Source organism: Serratia sp. LS-1, assembly GCF_003719595.1.
GTDB lineage: Bacteria > Pseudomonadota > Gammaproteobacteria > Enterobacterales > Enterobacteriaceae > Serratia > Serratia ureilytica.
The window spans coordinates 4,454,952-4,475,562 of record NZ_CP033504.1 but is presented as its reverse complement, the minus strand read 5'-3'; the positions used below and the strand labels follow the sequence as shown (position 1 = coordinate 4,475,562).

The window sequence follows — 20,611 nt, the reverse complement described above, 5'->3', positions numbered from 1 at the left end:
CCTTGTCTTGCAGAATGCATCAGGGGCGCAGCAAGCTGCGCCCCTCCGTGCCTATCTCACCGCAAGCGGTTAAGTCAGGCTTTTGGTTGCTGATCCAAAGGCGCGATTTTGAAATCGCCGCGCGGTTGAGCGGATTTGGTTTCCGGCCCGAACCAGCGATCGTAAATCTTAACCGCTTCGCCGTCTTTTTCCAGCTTGATCAGCGTCTCGTTCACCGCGGCGGTCAGGCGATCTTCACCCTTGGGAATGCCGACGCCCTGATACTCTTTGGTCAGGCTGAACGGCGAAATTTCAAACTCCGCCTTTTGCGCCGCCGGCAGGTTGCCGAGCAGGCCGACCAGCTTGGCGTCGTCCTGAGTGATCGCCTGCACGTTGCCGTTACGCAGCGCCACGAACGCCAGCGGGGTATCATCGTAGGAGATCACTTTCGCCGTCGGGAAACGCTCGCGCAGGGTGATTTCCTGCACCGTGCCCTTATCCGCGCCGATGCGCAGCTTCTTGATGTCTTCCGGCGTTTTCAACACGCCTTTGCGGGCGATGAATTTCTGGCCAGTGGCGAAGTACGGCACGCTGAAGTTCACTTCCTTGGCGCGCTCGTCGGTAATGGTGAAGTTGGCGGCAATCAGGTCAACCTTCTTCGACACCAGCAGCGGAATGCGGTTGGCCGGGTTGGTGGCGCGCAGCTCCACTTTCACCCCCAGCGCTTTGCCGATCGCGTCGGCGACATCCACATCGTAGCCCACCAGCTTCTTGCTCTGCGGATCGATGTAGCCGAACGGCGGGTTGCTGTCGAACACCGCGATGCGCACCACGCCGGCTTGCTTGATATCGTCAAGTTTGTCCGCGTGCGCGGCGCCGGCGGCGAAACCGGTCAGACTGGCTAACAACGTTAAGGCCAAAGCGCGATGTTTCATAGAAAGCTCCTAAGTGGTTGATGTCCTGCTGGCGGATAAGCTAGCAAGCGCCACATAGGTCAGGAAATAATATAAAAAGCTATATTTATAACCTTTTTATCTTTACGAGCTTAAGATGGAATAAAGGCGCGGGAAACCGCGCCTTGGAAGGATATTACCCGGAAAGGGTTAGTCGTCTTTTTCGTCTTTACCGCCCGGAGACAGCAGCTTTTCCAGGGCGTCGCCGCCCAAATGACGGAAATCCTGTCCTTTGACGAAATAGAAGATAAATTCGCAGATGTTCTGGCAGCGATCGCCGATACGCTCGATAGAACGGGCGCAGAACAGCGCGGTCAGCACGCTCGGAATGGTGCGCGAATCTTCCATCATGTAGGTCATCAGCTGACGTACGATGCCTTCGTATTCCTGGTCGACCTTTTTATCTTCACGGTAAATACGGATCGCTTCGTCCAGATCCATGCGCGCGAACGCGTCCAGCACGTCGTGCAGCATCTGAACGGTGTGGCGCCCCAGCGACTCCAGGCTGACCAGCAGCGGCTGGTGCTGGTGCGAGAACTTCTCCAGCGCGGTGCGGCAGATCTTGTCCGCCACGTCGCCGATGCGTTCCAGCTCAGAAATGGTTTTGATGATCGCCATCACCAGACGCAGATCGCTGGCGGTCGGCTGGCGCTTGGCGATAATGCGCACGCAGGCTTCGTCGATCGCCACTTCCATCATGTTGACCTTGGCGTCGCCTTCGATCACGCGCTTGGCCAGCTCGCCATCCTGATTGTGCATCGCGGTGATGGCGTCGGTCAGCTGCTGCTCCACCAGCCCGCCCATGGTCAGCACCTGGGTGCGGATATGCTCGAGCTCTGCGTTGAACTGGCCGGAAATGTGTTTGTTTAAATTCAGGTTATCCATGATGCTTCCTATCAACCATAACGGCCAGTGATGTAATCTTCAGTCTGCTTTTTCTGCGGCGCAGTGAACAGGTTATCAGTATCACTGAACTCGATCAGCTCGCCCAGATACATAAATGCGGTAGAGTCGGAACAGCGCGCCGCCTGCTGCATGTTGTGCGTCACGATCACCACGGTGTAATCAGCCTTCAGCTCGCTGATCAGCTCTTCAATCTTGCCGGTGGAGATCGGATCCAGCGCTGAGCAAGGCTCATCCAGCAACAACACTTCCGGACGAATGGCGATGCCGCGGGCGATGCACAGACGCTGCTGCTGGCCGCCGGAGAGGCTGTAGCCGCTCTGGTGCAGCTTGTCCTTGGTTTCGTTCCACAGCGCCGCTTTGGTCAGCGCCCACTGCACGCGCTCGTCCATATCGGCGCGCGACAGCTTTTCAAACAGGCGAACGCCGAAGGCGATGTTGTCGTAAATCGACATCGGGAACGGCGTCGGCTTTTGGAACACCATGCCGACCTTGGCGCGCAGCAGCGCGATATCCGAGTTGTCGGTCAGGATGTTCTGGCCGTCCAGCAGAATGCCGCCTTCCGCACGCTGTTCCGGGTACAGCTGGTACATCTTGTTGAAGGTGCGCAGCAGGGTGGACTTGCCACAGCCGGATGGGCCGATAAACGCGGTGACCTTGTTCTTGGCGATATCCAGCGTGATGTTCTTCAGCGCATGGAATTTGCCGTAGTAGAAGTTCAGATCGCGTACCTGAATTTTGCTGCTGGAAGCGTCAGTAACCATACTCATCAAGACTTCTCTCTTTTCATCAGCGCCGCCAAAGCGGCGCTCAAAATTTTATGAATGCTTTTTCTTGGCGAAAATCACGCGCGCCAGGATATTCAGTAACAGTACGCACAGGGTGATCAACAGCACCCCGGCCCAGGCCAGCTGTTGCCATTCGGCGAACGGGCTCATGGCGAATTTGAAGATGGTCACCGGCAGGTTGGCTATCGGCTGCATCAGGTCGGTGCTCCAGAACTGGTTCGACAGCGAGGTGAACAGCAGCGGCGCCGTTTCCCCCGCAATGCGCGCAATCGCCAGCAGCACGCCGGTGATGATGCCGGACACCGACGCCTTCAGCGTGATGGCGGAAATCATGCGCCATTTCGGCGTGCCCAGCGCATAAGCGGCCTCGCGCAGCGTATCCGGCACCAGTTTCAGCATGTTCTCGGTGGTGCGAATGACGATCGGCACCTGCAGCAGCGCCAGCGCCACGATGCCGGCCCAACCGGAGAAGTGTTCCATCTTCGCCACCACAATGGTGTAAACGAACAGGCCCACCACGATCGACGGTGCGGACAACAGAATATCGTTGATAAAGCGGATCACTTCCGCCAACCAGGATTTACGTCCGTATTCCGCCAGATAAATACCGGCCATGATGCCCAGCGGCGTGCCGAAGATGGTCGCCCACAGGATCAACAGCCCGCTGCCGGCGATGGCGTTGGCCAAGCCGCCGCCCGCGGTGTTCGGCGGCGGGGTCATCTCGGTGAACAGCGCCAGCGACATACCGTCGAAGCCTTTGGTCACGGTGGCGATAAGGATCCAGATCAGCCAGAACAGCCCGAACGCCATGGTCGCCATCGACAGGAACAGCGCGAGGCGGTTTTTCTGGCGGCGCCAGGCCTGCATTTTGCGGCGGCTTTCCGCCAGAACGACTGCGTTTTGCATATCCATCGTCGCCATGTTAACGCCCCTCATTCTTGGCCAGACGCATGATCATCAGTTTCGACAGCGCCAGCACGATAAAGGTGATAACAAACAGAATCAGGCCCAGCTCCATCAGTGCGGCGGTGTGCACGCCGGACTCGGCTTCGGCGAATTCGTTGGCCAGCGCCGAGGTGATGCTGTTGCCCGGCATGTACAGCGAAGCGCTGTCGAGCTGGTAGGTGTTGCCGATGATAAAGGTTACCGCCATGGTCTCCCCCAGCGCTCGGCCCAGACCCAGCATCACGCCGCCGATGACGCCGTTTTTGGTGAACGGCAGCACGATGCGCCAGATGACTTCCCAGGTGGTGCAGCCGATGCCGTAGGCCGACTCTTTCATCATTACCGGCGTCTGCTCGAACACGTCGCGCATCACCGCGGCGATGTAAGGAATGATCATGATAGCCAGGATCACCCCGGCGGCCAGAATGCCGATGCCGAAGGCCGGGCCGGAGAACAGCTCGCCGACGATAGGAATGCCCGACAGCACGTCGCCCACCGGCGTCTGGAAATATTCGGCGAACAGCGGGGCGAACACGAACAGGCCCCACATGCCGTAGACGATGCTCGGGATGGCCGCCAGCAGCTCAATGGCGATGCCCAGCGGCCGCTTCAACCAGTTCGGCGCCAGTTCGGTCAGGAACAGCGCGATGCCGAAACTCACCGGCACGGCGATAATCAGCGCGATGAGCGAGGTGACCACGGTGCCGTAGATAGGCACCAGCGCGCCGAACTGCTCCGCCGGCGCATCCCACTCTTTGGTCCACAGGAAGGCGAAGCCGAATTTCTGCATGCTTGGCCAGGAGGCGAAGATCAGCGAAACGATGATGCCGCCCAGCAACAATAGGGTAATCAGCGCAGCCAGTCTCACCAGCGCGCTGAAAATGATGTCACCGTTTTTGCCCGGTGCTTTGATGGTCGGCTTGTACTCAGCCATAGATTACTCTCTGTTTGAACCCTGGCAGCCCCAACCGGGATCGGAGCCTGAAGAACTGTGTGGGGCGCGGCGAACCCGCGCCCCTGCGTTGTTAGTACAGCGCTTTACCTGAACTGTCTTTTACGTTGGTTTTCCAGGCCGCACGCACCTGCTCAACCACTTCTTTCGGCAGGGTGGCGTAATCCAGTTCGTTAGCCTGCTTGCCGCCGGTTTTGTAGGCCCAGTCGAAGAACTTCAGCACTTCGGCGCCCTGAGCAGGGTTTTTCTGCTCTTTATGCACCAGGATGAAGGTGGTGGAGGTGATTGGCCACACGTTGTCGCCTTTCTGGTCAGTCAGATCCTGAGCGAAGGTTTTGCTCCAATCCGCACCCTTGGCGGCGTTGCTGAAGCTCTCTTCGGTCGGGCTGACCGGTTTGCCGTCGGCGGACACCAGCTTGGTGTAAGCCAGGTTGTTCTGCTTGGCGTAAGCGTATTCTACGTAGCCGATAGAGCCAGGCAGACGCTGAACGAAGGCGGCGATGCCGTCGTTGCCTTTGCCGCCCAGACCGGTCGGCCAGTTAACGGTAGAACCGGCGCCGATCTTCTCTTTCCACTGCGCGTTCACCTTGGACAAGTAGCTGGTAAACACGAACGAGGTGCCGGAACCGTCGGCGCGGCGCACCACGGCAATGTTCTGGTCAGGCAGTTTCACGCCTGGGTTCAGCTTGGTGATAGCCGGATCGTTCCACTTTTTGACGTTGCCCAGGTAGATATCGCCCAGGGTTTTACCGTCCAGCGTCAGTTCGCCGGATTTGATGCCCGGGATATTCACAGCCAGCACCACGCCGCCGATCACGGTCGGGAACTGGAACAGGCCATCGGCCGCCAGTTTGTCGTCAGACAGCGGGGCGTCGGAAGCGCCAAAGTCAACGGTGTTGGCCACGATTTGCTTCACGCCGCCAGAGGAGCCGATGCCCTGATAGTTAACTTTGTTGCCGGTTTCTTTCTGATAAGAATCTGCCCACTTGGCGTAAACCGGAGCGGGGAATGTCGCACCTGCACCGGTCAGGCTGGCAGCAGCGAACGCGGACACGGCGGTCAGGGAGAAGGTCGCTGCCACAATACTGGCGACGGTGGTACGCATCAGTTTCATAATCCCTCCTAATGGGATACTTAAAATCGACGTCGAGTCGTTTTAATCAGAGTAAGTATTGCTGCAGGAGGGAAAATAGGACAGTTTGGTGACAGAAAAATGTACGCAATATGACAGTTATATTACAGTGCATTTGAATGGGGTTTGTTTATTTAAAAATCAATCAATTAAATCAAAAATAGCGCAATTGCCAAACAACAAAAAAACCGTTTGGGCACGGCCTATCCGCTTGAATATGACAATGTTTATCGCCGAATCGGTCGCGCTGTCATCTTTAAGGTCACTCATGAAAAAAGCCGGCGCGAAGGCCGGCTTTTGCAGTTTACCTGCGGCAAATTACTCTACGGTGACAGACTTCGCCAGGTTGCGCGGCTGGTCAACGTCGGTGCCCTTGATCAGCGCCACATGGTAAGACAGCAGCTGCAACGGCACGGTGTAGAAGATCGGCGCCACGATTTCCTCAACGTGCGGCAGAGGAATGATGGTCATGCCTTCGCTGCTGACGAAGCCGGCGTCCTGATCGGCGAACACGTACAGCTGACCGCCGCGCGCGCGCACTTCTTCAATGTTGGACTTCAGCTTTTCCAGCAGTTCGTTGTTCGGCGCCACCACGATCACCGGCATATCGGCGTCGATCAGCGCCAGCGGGCCGTGTTTCAACTCACCCGCCGCATAGGCTTCAGCGTGAATATAGGAGATCTCTTTCAGCTTCAGCGCCCCTTCCATGGCGATCGGGTACTGATCGCCGCGGCCGAGGAACAGCGCATGATGTTTGTCCGAGAAACCTTCCGCCAGCGCTTCGATCTCTTTATCCATCGACAGCATCTGCTCAATACGCGCCGGCAGCGCCTGCAGGCCGTGCACAATCTCCTGCTCCACGCTTTCCGCCATGCCTTTCAGACGGCCCAGGCGCGCCACCAGCATCAACAGGACGGTGAGCTGCGTGGTAAAGGCTTTGGTCGAAGCAACGCCGATTTCCGTGCCCGCTTTGGTCATCAACGCCAGATCGGATTCGCGCACCAGCGAAGACCCCGCAACGTTACAAACGGCCAGCGAACCGAGATAACCCAGCTCTTTGGACAGACGCAGCGCCGCTAACGTGTCGGCGGTTTCGCCGGACTGCGACAGGGTGATGATCAGGCTGCCCGGACGCACCGCCGATTTGCGGTAACGGAATTCGGACGCGATCTCGACATCGCACGGCACGCCGGCCAGCGCTTCGAACCAGTAACGCGCCACCATCCCGGAGTGGTAAGAAGTCCCACAGGCGATGATCTGCACGTGCTGCACCTTGGCCAGCAGCTCGTCGGCGTGCGGGCCCAGCTCGCTCAGGTTGATTTGGCCATGACTGAAACGCCCTTCCAGGGTGTTTTTCAGCGCCAGCGGCTGTTCGTAAATCTCTTTTTGCATGTAGTGGCGGTAAGCGCCCTTGTCGCCGGCGTCATACTGCACCTGGGATTCGATCTCAGGGCGCTCGATGGCGTTACCCTGTTTGTCGAAGATGTTGACGGTGCGGCGAGTCACCTCCACCACATCGCCTTCTTCCAGGAAGATGAAGCGGCGGGTGACCGGCAGCAACGCCAGCTGATCGGAAGCGATGAAGTTTTCCCCGACGCCGCGGCCGATAACCAGCGGGCTGCCGGAGCGCGCCGCGACCAATACGCTCGGATCGCGGCTGTCCATCACCACGGTGCCGTAAGCGCCGCGCAGCTGTGGGATCACGCGCTGAACCACTTCGAGCAGCGTACCGCCCTGCAGCTGTTCCCAGTGCACCAGATGCGCGATCACTTCGGTGTCGGTTTCGGAGCTGAAGCGGTAACCGCGTTCGATCAGCAGTTCGCGCAGCGGCTCGTGGTTTTCGATGATGCCGTTATGCACCACGGTAATGTAGTCGGAAACATGCGGGTGCGCGTTCGCCTCGGTCGGTTCACCGTGCGTTGCCCAACGGGTGTGAGCGATGCCGGTGCCGCCGTGCAGATCGGTCTGCTCCGCCGCTTCGGCCAGTTTTTGCACCTTGCCTACGCGACGCAGGCGACTGACGTTGCCTTGATCGTCGACCACCGCCAGACCGGCGGAGTCGTAACCGCGGTACTCAAGACGACGTAAACCTTCCAGCAGAATTTCTGCGATATCACGTTGCGCTACTGCGCCTACAATTCCACACATTCGGTTATATTCCTAATGAACGCCTTTTATGGGCGTTTTCGATGCCTTGACCTGATTTTTGCCGGTTTTACCGTGCGTCCCCCGAGCCTGTAGATGGTGGGGGTTATTATGTTTTGTATTGGGCTCGTGAATGGAGCCCAACGCAAAACACACTATGACTTCTTCTTCACCGGGCGCTGCCAGCCCTGAATGTGCACCTGCTTGACGCGGCTCAGCACCAGTTCGTTTTCGGCGATATCTCGCGTCACCGTGGTGCCGGCGGCAATGGTGGCCCCTTTGCCGACCGACACCGGCGCCACCAGCTGAGTATCGGAACCGACGAACACGCCATCGCCGATCAGCGTCTTGTGCTTGTTGGCGCCATCGTAATTGCAGGTGATGGTGCCGGCGCCGATATTCACGTCATCTCCAATGTCGGCATCGCCCAGGTAGCTGAGGTGACCGGCCTTGGAGCCTTTGCCCAATCGCGCCTTTTTCATTTCCACGAAGTTGCCGACGTGGGCCCCTGTTGCCAGCTCCGCGCCAGGGCGCAGGCGGGCGAACGGCCCAACGGAGCAGGCGGCTTCCAGCACGCTGTCTTCCAGGACGCTGTAAGGGCTGATCTCGCAGTCATCACCGATCACGCAGTTTTTCAGCACGCAGCCGGCGCCGATTTTCACCCGGTCGCCCAGCTTGACGTGACCTTCGATAATCACATTCGCATCAATAGTGATGTCGCGGCCGTGAACAAGTTCACCGCGCAGGTCGAAACGCGCCGGATCCAACAGCATTACGCCGGCCAGCAGCAGTTTTTCAGACTGTTCCGACTGGAACACGCGCTCCAGGGTCGCCAGCTGCTGTCGGTTGTTCACGCCTTCCACTTCGCTCAAACGCGATGGGTGCACGGCTTCGATTTTCTTGCCGTCGGCATGCGCCAACGCAATGATATCGGTGATGTAAAACTCGCCCTGAGCGTTGTCGTTGTTCAACATCCCCAGCCAGCGCTTCAGATCGCGCCCATTCGCCACCAGGATGCCGGTATTGATCTCATTGATCTGACGCTGCGCTTCGCTGGCGTCCTTGTGTTCGACGATGCCCACCACGTCACCCTGCTCGCGCACGATGCGGCCATAGCCACTCGGATCGTCCAGCTTGACCGTCAGCAGGCCGATGCCGCCCTGCGGCTTGGCCGCCAACAGGCGCGTGAGCGTATCGACGGAGATCAACGGCACGTCGCCATACAGCATCAACACGTCTTCATCGTCGGCAAAATGCGGCGCCACCTGCTGCATCGCATGGCCAGTGCCCAGTTGCTCGGCCTGCAGCACCCAGTTCAGCGCGCCTTCGGTCAACGTGCTTTTCAGCAGATCGCCGCCATGGCCGTATACCAGGTGTACATGTTGCGCGCCCAGTTTCATCGCGGCATCAATGACGTGTTGCACCATCGGCTTGCCGGCCAACGGATGCAACACTTTGGGAAGATCGGAATACATGCGCGTACCCTTGCCTGCGGCGAGGATAACCACGCTCATTGCGCTGTTCGACATAAGCAACCTGATAACTCCATTTTGATAGACGAAAGTAAAACCGTTTAGCGACGATATTACTACATATTTCTCATCACGAAACCGTCGCAGGCCGCGCAGCGCTTGGCCTGCCACCATCATGTCCAATTAGGCTTCAGGACGAAAAAACTGTCGGTGATTGGCGACGGCTCCACCCTGGATATCAGGGTTACATACCACTTTCTACGCCGGGCTGAAATACTTATTTTAAAGTAAAAAAAAAGCGACCCTATAGGCCGCTTTCTTAAAGTTGGGTGCTCTGCACCCAAACATTACATCGCTTTTCTGGTGAGCTCGATAACGCGCAGTTTTGCGATCGCTTTCGCCAGTTCAGCGGATGCCTGAGCATAGTCGACATCGCCATGAGAGCTGCGAATGTGTTCTTCAGCTTTACGCTTAGCTTCCAACGCTCTCGCTTCGTCGAGGTCAGTACCACGGATAGCAGTGTCCGCCAGCACGGTAACCACGCTCGGCTGCACCTCGAGGATGCCGCCGGACAGGTAGATGAACTCTTCTTCACCGTGCTGCTTAACAATACGCACCATGCCAGGCTTGATGGCAGTCAGCAGCGGCGCATGGCCAGGGAAGATCCCCAGTTCACCTTCGCTGCCTGTCACCTGGATCTTCTGCACCAGGCCGGAAAACATCTGTTTTTCCGCGCTGACTACATCCAGATGGTAAGTCATAGCCATATCACCCTCCTCTCAAGGCGTTACAGTTTCTTGGCTTTTTCCACTGCTTCTTCAATGGTGCCAACCATGTAGAACGCCTGCTCCGGCAGGTGGTCATAGTCGCCGTCCATAATGCCTTTGAAACCACGGATGGTGTCTTTCAGCGATACGAACTTGCCCGGAGAACCGGTGAAGACTTCTGCCACGAAGAACGGCTGAGACAGGAAGCGTTGGATCTTACGCGCACGGGATACGACCAGTTTGTCTTCTTCAGACAGCTCGTCCATACCCAGGATCGCGATGATATCTTTCAGTTCCTGGTAGCGTTGCAGAATGGACTGCACGCCACGCGCTACGTCGTAGTGCTCCTGGCCAACAACCAGCGGATCCAGCTGACGGCTGGTGGAATCCAGCGGGTCAACGGCCGGGTAGATACCCAGAGAAGCGATGTTACGGCTCAGTACCACGGTTGCGTCCAAGTGCGCAAAGGTGGTGGCTGGAGACGGGTCAGTCAAGTCATCCGCAGGAACGTAAACGGCCTGTACGGAAGTGATGGAACCGGTCTTGGTCGAGGTGATACGTTCTTGCAGAACGCCCATCTCTTCCGCCAGCGTCGGCTGATAACCTACCGCGGATGGCATACGGCCCAGAAGTGCGGACACTTCGGTACCGGCCAGGGTATAACGGTAGATGTTGTCAACGAACAGCAGAACGTCACGGCCTTCGTCACGGAATTTCTCCGCCATGGTCAGACCGGTCAGCGCAACGCGCAGACGGTTACCTGGTGGCTCGTTCATCTGGCCGTAAACCAGGGATACTTTGTCCAGAACGTTGGAGTCGGTCATTTCGTGGTAGAAGTCGTTACCCTCACGAGTACGCTCGCCCACGCCCGCAAACACGGAATAACCGGAGTGCTCGATCGCGATGTTACGGATCAGCTCCATCATGTTTACGGTTTTACCTACGCCCGCACCGCCGAACAGACCGACTTTACCGCCCTTGGCGAATGGACAAATCAGGTCCATTACCTTGATACCGGTTTCCAGCAGTTCCTGGGAGCTGGACAGCTCTTCGTAGCTTGGCGCCGCGCGGTGAATCGCCCAACGCTCTTCTTCGCCGATGTCGCCTTTCATGTCGATGGGTTGACCCAATACGTTCATGATACGGCCCAGGGTAGCTTTACCCACCGGCACTTCAATCGGGTGGTCCAGGTTGTTCACTTTCAGACCGCGACGCAGACCGTCGGAGGTCCCCATTGCGATACAGCGAACCACGCCACCGCCCAGCTGTTGCTGAACTTCCAACACCAGTTTTTCGGTGCCGTTTTCTACCTCAAGGGCGTCGTACACTTTTGGTACGGCATCCTGAGGGAACTCGACGTCCACCACGGCGCCGATTACCTGGATAATCTTTCCAGTAGCCATCTTGAATCCTCTACGTAATTCGTAAACCTAGCTTAAACCGCGGAGGCTCCCGAAACGATCTCGGTGAGTTCCTGAGTGATGCTGGCCTGACGCGCCTTGTTGTATACCAACTGCAGCTCTTTGATCAGGCTACCGCCGTTATCGGTTGCGGCTTTCATCGCGACCATTCGTGCGGCCTGCTCGCTGGCCAGGTTTTCCACGACGCCCTGATAAACCTGCGACTCCACATAGCGGCGCAGCAAGGTATCAAGCAGCACTTTTGGATCCGGTTCATACAGGTAATCCCAAGGCGTTTTCTTCAGCTCTTCGTCATCGGCTGGCGGTAACGGCAGCAGCTGAAGCACCTGCGGCTCTTGGGACATCGTATTAACAAATTTGTTGCTGACAATGTACAGCTTGTCCAAACGACCTTCGTCGTAGGCCTGCAGCATCACTTTCACCGGCCCGATCAGATCCGACAGGGAAGGTTTATCCCCCATGCCGGTCACCTGGGCAACCACGTTGCCGCCCACGGAACCAAAGAAAGAGGCCGCTTTAGAGCCAATCAGCGCCAAATCGGTTTCGACGCCTTTTTCGGACCAGGCTTTCATCTCCGCCAGCAGCTTTTTGAACAGGTTGATGTTCAAGCCGCCGCAGAGACCACGGTCAGTAGACACCACCAGATACCCGACGCGCTTAACGTCACGCTCATCCAGGTACGGGTGCTTGTACTCCAGATTCCCTAACGCAAGGTGACCAATCACTTTGCGCATGGTCTCTGCATAAGGACGGCTGGCCGCCATGCGATCCTGCGATTTACGCATTTTGGAGGCGGCGACCATTTCCATCGCTTTAGTGATCTTTTGCGTGTTTTGCACGCTAGCGATCTTACTACGTATCTCTTTTGCGCCGGCCATCTCTGCTTCTCCTCAGTGCCAGACGGCCTGCTGTCTTTCAACAGCAGGACCGTTCGGCGTTACCAGGACTGGGTTTTCTTGAAGGTCTCGAGGACGTCTTTCAACTTGCCCTCGATCTCATCATTGAAGTTGCCAGTTTGGTTGATGTGGTTCAGCAGTTCGGCGTGCTCGCGGTCCGCATAGGCCACCAGCGCGGCTTCGAAGCTCACCACTTTGGCGACTTCGACGTCGTTCAGGTAACCGCGTTCTGCGGCAAACAGCACCAGAGACTGTTGTGCAACCGACATCGGCGCATACTGTTTCTGTTTCAGCAGCTCGGTCACTTTCTGACCGTGGCTCAGCTGTTTGCGGGTCGCGTCGTCCAGATCGGAGGCGAACTGGGAGAACGCAGCCAGTTCACGATACTGCGCCAGGGCGGTACGGATACCACCGGACAGTTTCTTCATGATCTTGGTCTGCGCGGCGCCACCAACACGGGATACGGAGATACCCGGGTTAACTGCCGGACGAATACCGGAGTTGAACAGGTTGGATTCCAGGAAGATCTGACCATCGGTAATCGAGATTACGTTGGTCGGAACGAACGCGGAAACGTCACCCGCCTGGGTTTCAATGATCGGCAGAGCGGTCAGTGAACCGGTTTTACCTTTAACTTCACCTTTGGTGAAGGCTTCAACGTACTCGGCGTTAACGCGCGCTGCACGCTCCAGCAAGCGGGAGTGCAGGTAGAATACGTCGCCTGGGTAAGCTTCACGACCTGGCGGACGACGAAGCAGCAGGGAAATCTGGCGGTAAGCAACGGCCTGCTTGGACAGGTCATCGTACACGATCAGCGCATCTTCACCGCGGTCACGGAAGTATTCGCCCATTGCGCAACCGGCGTATGGCGCCAGGTATTGCAGTGCAGCGGATTCGGAAGCGGTCGCCACCACCACGATGGTGTTGGCCAGTGCGCCGTGCTCTTCCAGTTTGCGCACCACGTTAGCGATGGTGGACGCTTTCTGGCCGATAGCCACGTAAACGCATTTGATGCCGGAGTCGCGTTGGTTGATGATCGCATCGATCGCCAGCGCGGTTTTACCGGTCTGACGGTCACCGATCACCAGCTCACGCTGGCCGCGGCCGATTGGAATCATGGCGTCAACGGATTTGTAGCCAGTCTGAACCGGCTGATCAACGGACTGACGCTCGATAACGCCTGGGGCGATAGCTTCTACCGGAGAGAAACCGTCGTTTTCAATCGGGCCTTTGCCGTCGATTGGCGCGCCCAGGGTGTTAACGACGCGGCCCAGCAGACCACGACCGACTGGAACTTCCAGGATACGGCCGGTGCATTTAACCTTCATGCCTTCGGCCAGATCCGCGTACGGCCCCATGACCACGGCACCAACGGAGTCGCGCTCCAGGTTCAATGCGATTGCGTAACGGTTGCCAGGCAGCGCGATCATTTCGCCCTGCATAACTTCGGCCAGGCCGTGTACGCGGATGATCCCGTCGCTGACGGAAACGATAGTACCTTCATTGTGAGCTTCGCTCACTACATTGAACTGAGCAATGCGCTGCTTGATCAGTTCGCTGATTTCGGTGGAATTCAGTTGCATGCTCCAGTCCCCTTAAGACTGCAAGACGTCTGTCAGGCGTTCAAGACGACCGCGAACGCTGCCATCAATCACCATATCGCCGGCGCGAACAACGATGCCGGCCAGTACAGACTTGTCAATTTTGCAATTCAGCTTAACTTTGCGTGACAGACGTTTTTCCATCGCAGCGGCGATTTTCGCCTGCTGTTCGTCGCTCAGCGCGCTCGCAGAGAGCACTTCGACTTCGACGGTGGATTCCAGCGAGGCGCGCAGTTCGATGAACTGCTGCAGCACGGCAGGAAGAACCAGTAAACGTCCATTTTCGGCCATTACACGGATAAAGTTCTGGCCATGTTCGTCGAGCCGATCGCCACAAACCGCGATGAACGTCTTGGACAGCGTTTCTGGCGCAACCGCGCCAGACAGCAGTTCAGAAATCTGTTCATTGCGAGTGACTTCAGCCGCAAACGCCAGCATGTCCTGCCAGCGCTCTACGCTTTGGTGCTCAACGGCAAAGTCAAAAGCTGCTTTGGCGTAGGGGCGAGCTACAGTTACAAATTCAGACATCAGCCCCTCCCTCCTTACAGTTCAGCGACCAGTTTATCAACGATGTCGCTGTTAGCAGCTTCATCCACGGAACGTTCGATGATCTTCTCGGCGCCGGCAATTGCCAGCATCGCGACTTGCTTACGCAACTCTTCACGAGCGCGCTTACGTTCGGCTTCGATCTCAGCCTGAGCCTGCGCCACGATTTTGTTACGTTCCTGCTCGGCTTCGGCTTTCGCTTCATCCATGATCTGAGCTTTGCGTTTGTTCGCTTGCTCGATGATCACCTGAGCTTCTGCTTTGGCAGTTTTCAGCTGGTCGGTCGCATTGGCTTGCGCTAAGTCCAGATCTTTTTTGGCACGCTCTGCAGAAGCGAGGCCGTCAGCGATTTCTTTCTGACGTTTCTCGATGGCAGCCATGATCGGCGGCCATACGTACTTCATGCAGAACCAGACAAACAGAACGAACGCGATGGCCTGGCCGAGGATTGTTGCGTTAAGATTCACAGCACAATGCCTCTTTAAAAGTTAATAGTTTGGTTACGTCGTAGAGGGTTGCTCTACTTACGCGACGGCGAACATCACGTACAGACCCAGACCTACAGCGATCATCGGGATGGCGTCGACCAGACCCATAACGATAAAGAACTGTGTACGCAGCAGAGGAATCAGGTCAGGCTGACGAGCAGCGCCTTCCAAGAATTTACCACCCAGGATGCCGATACCGATCGCAGCACCGATTGCCGCTAAACCCATCATCACAGCGGCAGCCATGTACAGCAGATCCATACTCAGGTTTTCCATGACAGTCTCCAGTTTGTTTCAGTTTAAAAGTGCAAGTGTTTTAAGAAAATCAGTGCTCTTCAGATGCCATCGACAGATAGACGATCGTCAGAACCATGAAAATAAAGGCTTGAAGCGTAATGATCAGGATGTGGAAGATAGCCCAAGGCAAGCTCAGGACCCACTGTGACCACCACGGCAACAGGCCGGCAATCAGGATGAAGATCAACTCACCCGCATACATGTTGCCGAACAGTCGCAGACCCAGTGAAACAGGTTTGGACAGCAGGCTGACACCTTCAAGAATCAGGTTGATAGGAATGAATACAGGGTGGTTGAACGGCTGCATGGTCAACTCTTTAACGAACCCGCCAACGCCTTTCATTTTGATGCTATAGAACAGAATCAGGATAAACACGCCCAGCGCCATCGACAGCGTGACGTTCACATCGGCGGTAGGCACGACGCGCAGCGCAGGCAGGCCGAGGATGTGTTCGCCAACGTAAGGCAGGAAGTCGATGGGCAGCAAGTCCATCAGGTTCATCAGGAACACCCAGACGAACACGGTCAGCGCCAGCGGCGCAATCACCTTGCTCTTGCCGTGGTACATGTCGCGCACGCTGCTGTCGACGAAACCGACTACCAGCTCCACGGCGGTTTGCAGTTTACCCGGCACGCCGCTGGTGGCGTTTTTGGCCACTTTGCGGAAGATCACCAGGAAAAGCGCCCCGAGGACGACGGAGAAAAACATCGAGTCGATGTTGATCGACCAGAACCCAGTCCCGACCTGAAGCTGCGTCAGGTGGTGACCGATATACTCCTGTGGAGTCAAGACTTCTCCTGCAGACATGATGCCTCTTACCCTTATTTAGTTAAGTTCGGTAACTGTTAATCACGGCCGGTGCCACTATCTGCACCACTAACACCGCTAAATAGGTCAGGCCAAGCGGTATAAACTCCGCCTTGAACACCCCCAGCGCCACGATCAGCAAAACGATGGTGATCACGACCTTTAGCCCCTCGCCGATGGCGAACGACCAGGCAACCCTACCGGGCGCCGGCGTTTGCGCCTGATGGCGCAAGGCAAACAGCATAAACATTGCACTCGGCAACCAGGCGGCGAGACCGCCTGCCAACGCCGAAGCGCTCCATTCCGGGCTTTTCAGCCAGAAAGCAACGCTGATCAGAACAAAAGTCATTAACTGCAAAAACAGCAGTTTGCGTGCGACTTTCCCGCTGTATAGGGACACAGACATGACGTTTGTTCTCTCCGTACCCCAGAGGGGGTATGCTGAGTGACGTATACAACTGTTTTTGCTGTCCTGAGTCAAGCAGCAAAAAACGAGCAAATTATACGGGGCATACCAACGAATTCAATCGATAAGTAGCGAAAAGGTGAACAATTATTTAAATTTCCCTATTCCAGCCTATTTTCACAAGAAAACGGTCGGAATAATAGGGCGCATTTAATTGTCTGATTATTCCAGCGTTGCGTTTAGAAACGCGAAGCCGATCACAATAATGCCCTTCACTGATTTATAGCCGATGGACAATCAAACCGTCTTTAGCAATTTGAGCGATCAAAAAATTATATAAATCAAAACATTATCAGTTAACTGTTCAAAAACAATCCGTATACCCGATGAAAACCTTTTATTGACAAGCAACGGGGCAATATTCCAACAGCCAATTAACATTAGCAGCAAAGGCCAATCTTTCGCACATGATTGCTAACGTGACTATTTCTAATTGCAATTACTCTATTGTCGCTAATTAGCCGCGTTTTTTGTGTTAATAGAAAGTAAATTAACTAAAAAAAGCGACCAATTAATTAGCCTGCTTACCTTTACACGCCGTACTACCGTTAATTCACGCTTGTTTGATCAAAAACAAACTCAGTTTGCCTTAAGCACCACCAGATGGCGTTCGCCTTCCAGTTCAGGCACCTGCAACCGCACGATAGACTCCAGGCTAACGCCCTCCGGCAGGTGCGCCAATTCTTCATCCGGGCGCACGCCTTTCAATGCGTAAAAACGCCCCTGCCCTTTCGCCGGCAGGTGATGGCACCAGGACAGCATATCCTGCAGCGAAGCGAACGCCCGGCTGATCACGCCGTCGAACGGCGGCTCGGCCGGAAACGCTTCAACGCGGCTCTGAACCGGCTCGATATTGTTCAGGCCCAGTTCATGCTGCACCTGGCGCAGGAAACGCACGCGCTTGCCCAGGCTGTCGAGCAGCGTGAAATGCGCATCCGGACGCACGATCGCCAGCGGAATGCCCGGTAAACCGGGGCCGGTGCCGACATCGATAAAACGCGATCCCTGCAGATGCGGGTTGACCACGATGCTGTCGAGGATGTGGCGCACCAGCATTTGCTGCGGATCGCGCACCGACGTGAGGTTATAAGCCTTGTTCCACTTATCCAGCATGCCGACATAGCCCAGCAGCTGCTGTTTCTGCTGATCGGGCAGCTCAATGCCTGCTGCCGCGAGCAGCGAGTCTAATTTTTTTTGCACAACGGATCCTCTGGCAGGCGCTGAACGACCAGCGGATGGTTAGCTGGCGTAATGAGGCGCCTATGATAATTCAGCGCGCAGGTGATGTCAGCGGCCGTTTGGCTACGGGTTGAGCAAACGGCCGCCTGGATGCGGGATTTATGCGCTGCGGCGCAGCAGCCCCTGCTTTTTCAGCCAAATCAGCAAAATCGAGATCGCCGCCGGCGTAATGCCGGAGATGCGTGAAGCCTGGCCGATGGAGTTCGGTTTGTGATCGTTCAGTTTGGCGATCACTTCGTTCGACAACCCCGAAACCTGACGGTAGTCGAGGTCCAACGGCAACACGGTGTTCTCGTTGCGCTGCTGTTTTTCGATCTCTTCCTGCTGACGAGCGATGTAGCCTTCGTATTTGACCTGGATCTCAACCTGCTCGGCGGCTTGTACATCGTCTAACGGCGGCGCGAAGGCCTCGGTGGCGGTCAATTGCGCGTAGTCCATTTCCGGACGGCGCAGCAGCTCTTCGCCGTTTGCTTCGCGTGACAGCGGCGCTTTCAGCAACGCATTGACCTGTTCGACGTTCTCGGCGTGCGGGTGCATCCAGATGTCGCGCAGGCGCTGACGTTCACGTTCGATCCGCTCCAGCTTCTCGCTGTAGCGCGCCCAACGCACGTCGTCCACCAGGCCGAGTTCACGGCCTTTTTCCGTCAGGCGGAGATCGGCGTTGTCTTCGCGCAGCATCAGACGATACTCGGCGCGTGAGGTAAACATGCGGTACGGTTCTTTGGTGCCGAGGGTGCTGAGGTCGTCCACCAGCACGCCGAGATAAGCCTGATCGCGACGTGGCGCCCAGCCTTCTTGCTCGGCGGCGAAGCGACCGGCGTTCAGACCGGCCAGCAGCCCCTGTGCGGCGGCTTCTTCATACCCGGTGGTGCCGTTGATTTGACCGGCAAAGAACAGCCCCTGAATGAATTTGCTTTCCAGCGTCGGTTTCAGGTCGCGCGGATCGAAGAAATCGTACTCGATAGCATAACCAGGGCGAATAATACGCGCGTTTTGCATTCCTTCCATCGAACGGACGATCTGCATCTGCACATCGAACGGCAGGCTGGTGGAGATCCCGTTAGGGTAAATCTCATTGCTGGTCAGGCCTTCCGGCTCGAGGAAGATCTGGTGCGCGTTGCGATCGGCAAAGCGCATAACCTTGTCTTCGATCGACGGGCAGTAACGTGGGCCGATCCCTTCGATGATCCCGGCATACATCGGGCTGCGATCGAGGTTATTGCGGATCACGTCATGGGTTTTCTCATTGGTATGGGTGATATAGCACGCCATTTGTTCCGGATGCTGGCTGGCATCGCCCAGGAACGAGAATACCGGCACCGGCGTATCGCCGTGTTGCGGCGCCAGTACGCTGAAATCGATAGTGCGGGCGTCGATGCGTGGCGGTGTCCCGGTTTTCAAGCGGTTGACGCGCAGCGGCAGTTCACGCAAACGCTGAGACAGCGAGATCGAAGGCGGATCCCCGGCGCGGCCGCCGCTGTAATTTTCCAGGCCGATATGGATCTTGCCGTCCAGGAAGGTGCCTACGGTCAATACCACCGCTTTGGCGCGGAATTTCAGGCCCATTTGGGTGACGGCGCCCACGACGCGATCGTTTTCGACGATCAGATCCTCAACCGGCTGTTGGAAGATCATCAGATTGGGCTGGTTCTCCAACGCGGTACGGATAGCCTGGCGATACAACACGCGATCCGCCTGAGCGCGTGTGGCGCGAACGGCTGGGCCTTTGCTGGCGTTTAGTATCCTAAACTGGATGCCGGCGTGGTCGATCGCTGTCGCCATCAAGCCGCCGAGCGCATCAATTTCCTTAACCAGATGCCCTTTACCAATACCGCCAATCGCCGGGTTACAGGACATCTGTCCCAGCGTGTCGATATTGTGTGTCAATAATAAAGTCTGACGTCCCATGCGCGCCGCGGCCATGGCGGCCTCGGTACCTGCATGGCCACCACCGATGATGATGACGTCAAATTGATCTGGATAAAACATGGAACTGCACCTCGCCGTATTGCGAACGATCGTATTTGCCCTGGGGTCGGGGATTCTACTCAAGTTTAGACGATCGACCAAGTGGTCAGGATCGTCGGTAATTAAAAGAAGATCTTTTTTATTTAAAGATCTCTTTATTAGATCTCTTATTAGGATCACGATCCTCTGTGGATAAGTGACTATTCACGATGAAGATCAGCAGATTAAGGAGGATCGTTTGCTGTGAATGATCGGTGATCCCGACGCTGATAAGCTGGGATCTAAAAGGCTTGTTATGCACAGGACAAAAAGCGCACTACGGTTGTTATTGGGATAACTACGGCTTTTACCCTGCTTTTAAGCTTAGTTATCCACAATCTTTCGCGCGATCTTTAGGCGAATTAGAGTAAATTAATCCAGTTTTTTACCCATTCCTCGGCCGGATCCTCGGGAATTTCATGCTCGGTCACGTCGATCTCGAGACGATCGCCGATCCTTTTAGCGCCTCTGGCGATCAATAGATCGTCGATCTGTTTGATCGCACCGCAGAAGGTGTCGTATTCCGAACTGCCTAAACCGACGGCGCCGAACTGCACCTCGGAAAGATCCGGCTGCTGCTCAGCGATCTGTTCCAACAGCGGCTGAAGGTTATCCGGCAGTTCGCCGGCACCGTGCGTGGAAGAGACCACCAGCCAGCGGCCGTTCAACGGCAGTTCATCCAGTTCAGGGCCGTGCAGCATCTCGGTAGAGAAGCCGGCGTCTTCCAGCTTTTCAGCCAAATGTTCAGCCACGTATTCGGCGCTGCCAAGCGTACTGCCACTGATCAGAGTAATGTCTGCCATGAA

General features: G+C 56.4%; 20 protein-coding genes. All 20 read right to left on the bottom strand.

Annotated elements, in window-relative coordinates; translation table 11 throughout:
* Positions 1-74: 74 nt before the first annotated feature.
* Complete coding sequence (locus EDY99_RS21350; RefSeq protein WP_025304747.1) at positions 75-914, bottom strand: ABC transporter substrate-binding protein; 840 nt, start codon at positions 912-914, stop codon at positions 75-77.
* A gap of 168 nt (positions 915-1,082) precedes the next feature.
* Positions 1,083-1,817 (bottom strand): phosphate signaling complex protein PhoU, encoded by a 735-nt coding sequence (phoU, locus tag EDY99_RS21345; protein ID WP_004933833.1) that lies wholly within the window; start codon positions 1,815-1,817, stop codon positions 1,083-1,085.
* An 11-nt stretch (positions 1,818-1,828) separates the two neighbouring features.
* A complete protein-coding gene (pstB, locus tag EDY99_RS21340) occupies positions 1,829-2,599 on the bottom strand; it encodes a phosphate ABC transporter ATP-binding protein PstB (RefSeq protein ID WP_016929614.1) in 771 nt (256 codons plus the stop codon).
* Between the two features lie 54 nt (positions 2,600-2,653).
* On the bottom strand, positions 2,654-3,544 hold the full coding sequence (gene pstA / locus EDY99_RS21335; RefSeq protein WP_019455481.1) for a phosphate ABC transporter permease PstA: 891 nt from the start codon (positions 3,542-3,544) through the stop codon (positions 2,654-2,656).
* A gap of 1 nt (position 3,545) precedes the next feature.
* Positions 3,546-4,502: a phosphate ABC transporter permease PstC gene (gene pstC / locus EDY99_RS21330; RefSeq protein ID WP_016929615.1), complete on the bottom strand. Its 957-nt coding sequence runs from the start codon at positions 4,500-4,502 to the stop codon at positions 3,546-3,548.
* 91 nt (positions 4,503-4,593) lie between these two features.
* Positions 4,594-5,634 carry a phosphate ABC transporter substrate-binding protein PstS gene (gene pstS, locus EDY99_RS21325; protein WP_033645155.1) on the bottom strand — a complete coding sequence of 347 codons (1,041 nt, stop codon included), beginning with the start codon at positions 5,632-5,634 and terminating at the stop codon, positions 4,594-4,596.
* A 336-nt stretch (positions 5,635-5,970) separates the two neighbouring features.
* Entirely contained in the window at positions 5,971-7,800 is a 1,830-nt protein-coding gene (gene glmS / locus EDY99_RS21320; protein WP_033645156.1) for a glutamine--fructose-6-phosphate transaminase (isomerizing), read from the bottom strand.
* Positions 7,801-7,952: 152 nt separating this feature from the next.
* Positions 7,953-9,326 carry a bifunctional UDP-N-acetylglucosamine diphosphorylase/glucosamine-1-phosphate N-acetyltransferase GlmU gene (gene glmU / locus EDY99_RS21315; RefSeq protein WP_123062051.1) on the bottom strand — a complete coding sequence of 458 codons (1,374 nt, stop codon included), beginning with the start codon at positions 9,324-9,326 and terminating at the stop codon, positions 7,953-7,955.
* 290 nt (positions 9,327-9,616) lie between these two features.
* Positions 9,617-10,036 carry a F0F1 ATP synthase subunit epsilon gene (locus EDY99_RS21310; protein WP_004933814.1) on the bottom strand — a complete coding sequence of 140 codons (420 nt, stop codon included), beginning with the start codon at positions 10,034-10,036 and terminating at the stop codon, positions 9,617-9,619.
* 20 nt (positions 10,037-10,056) lie between these two features.
* Positions 10,057-11,439, bottom strand: coding sequence for a F0F1 ATP synthase subunit beta (gene atpD, locus EDY99_RS21305; RefSeq protein ID WP_004933813.1), 1,383 nt, complete (start codon positions 11,437-11,439; stop codon positions 10,057-10,059).
* 32 nt (positions 11,440-11,471) lie between these two features.
* The gene (gene atpG / locus EDY99_RS21300; protein WP_004933811.1) at positions 11,472-12,335 is read right to left on the bottom strand and encodes a F0F1 ATP synthase subunit gamma; all 864 of its coding nucleotides are present in this window, start codon (positions 12,333-12,335) and stop codon (positions 11,472-11,474) included.
* A 59-nt stretch (positions 12,336-12,394) separates the two neighbouring features.
* Positions 12,395-13,936, bottom strand: coding sequence for a F0F1 ATP synthase subunit alpha (gene atpA, locus EDY99_RS21295; RefSeq protein WP_033652328.1), 1,542 nt, complete (start codon positions 13,934-13,936; stop codon positions 12,395-12,397).
* Positions 13,937-13,948: 12 nt separating this feature from the next.
* Positions 13,949-14,482, bottom strand: a complete 534-nt coding sequence (gene atpH, locus EDY99_RS21290) for a F0F1 ATP synthase subunit delta (protein ID WP_025160298.1) — start codon at positions 14,480-14,482, stop codon at positions 13,949-13,951.
* Between the two features lie 14 nt (positions 14,483-14,496).
* Positions 14,497-14,967: a F0F1 ATP synthase subunit B gene (gene atpF, locus EDY99_RS21285; protein ID WP_004933804.1), complete on the bottom strand. Its 471-nt coding sequence runs from the start codon at positions 14,965-14,967 to the stop codon at positions 14,497-14,499.
* A gap of 57 nt (positions 14,968-15,024) precedes the next feature.
* On the bottom strand, positions 15,025-15,264 hold the full coding sequence (atpE, locus tag EDY99_RS21280) for a F0F1 ATP synthase subunit C (RefSeq protein ID WP_004093904.1): 240 nt from the start codon (positions 15,262-15,264) through the stop codon (positions 15,025-15,027).
* A 49-nt stretch (positions 15,265-15,313) separates the two neighbouring features.
* Positions 15,314-16,093, bottom strand: a complete 780-nt coding sequence (atpB, locus tag EDY99_RS21275) for a F0F1 ATP synthase subunit A (RefSeq protein ID WP_015376132.1) — start codon at positions 16,091-16,093, stop codon at positions 15,314-15,316.
* 22 nt (positions 16,094-16,115) lie between these two features.
* Complete coding sequence (gene atpI / locus EDY99_RS21270; protein WP_004933796.1) at positions 16,116-16,499, bottom strand: F0F1 ATP synthase subunit I; 384 nt, start codon at positions 16,497-16,499, stop codon at positions 16,116-16,118.
* Positions 16,500-17,138: 639 nt separating this feature from the next.
* Entirely contained in the window at positions 17,139-17,759 is a 621-nt protein-coding gene (gene rsmG, locus EDY99_RS21265; protein WP_025304738.1) for a 16S rRNA (guanine(527)-N(7))-methyltransferase RsmG, read from the bottom strand.
* Between the two features lie 138 nt (positions 17,760-17,897).
* Entirely contained in the window at positions 17,898-19,787 is a 1,890-nt protein-coding gene (mnmG, locus tag EDY99_RS21260) for a tRNA uridine-5-carboxymethylaminomethyl(34) synthesis enzyme MnmG (RefSeq protein WP_033645158.1), read from the bottom strand.
* Between the two features lie 380 nt (positions 19,788-20,167).
* Entirely contained in the window at positions 20,168-20,608 is a 441-nt protein-coding gene (mioC, locus tag EDY99_RS21250; protein WP_015379470.1) for an FMN-binding protein MioC, read from the bottom strand.
* Positions 20,609-20,611: the final 3 nt, after the last annotated feature.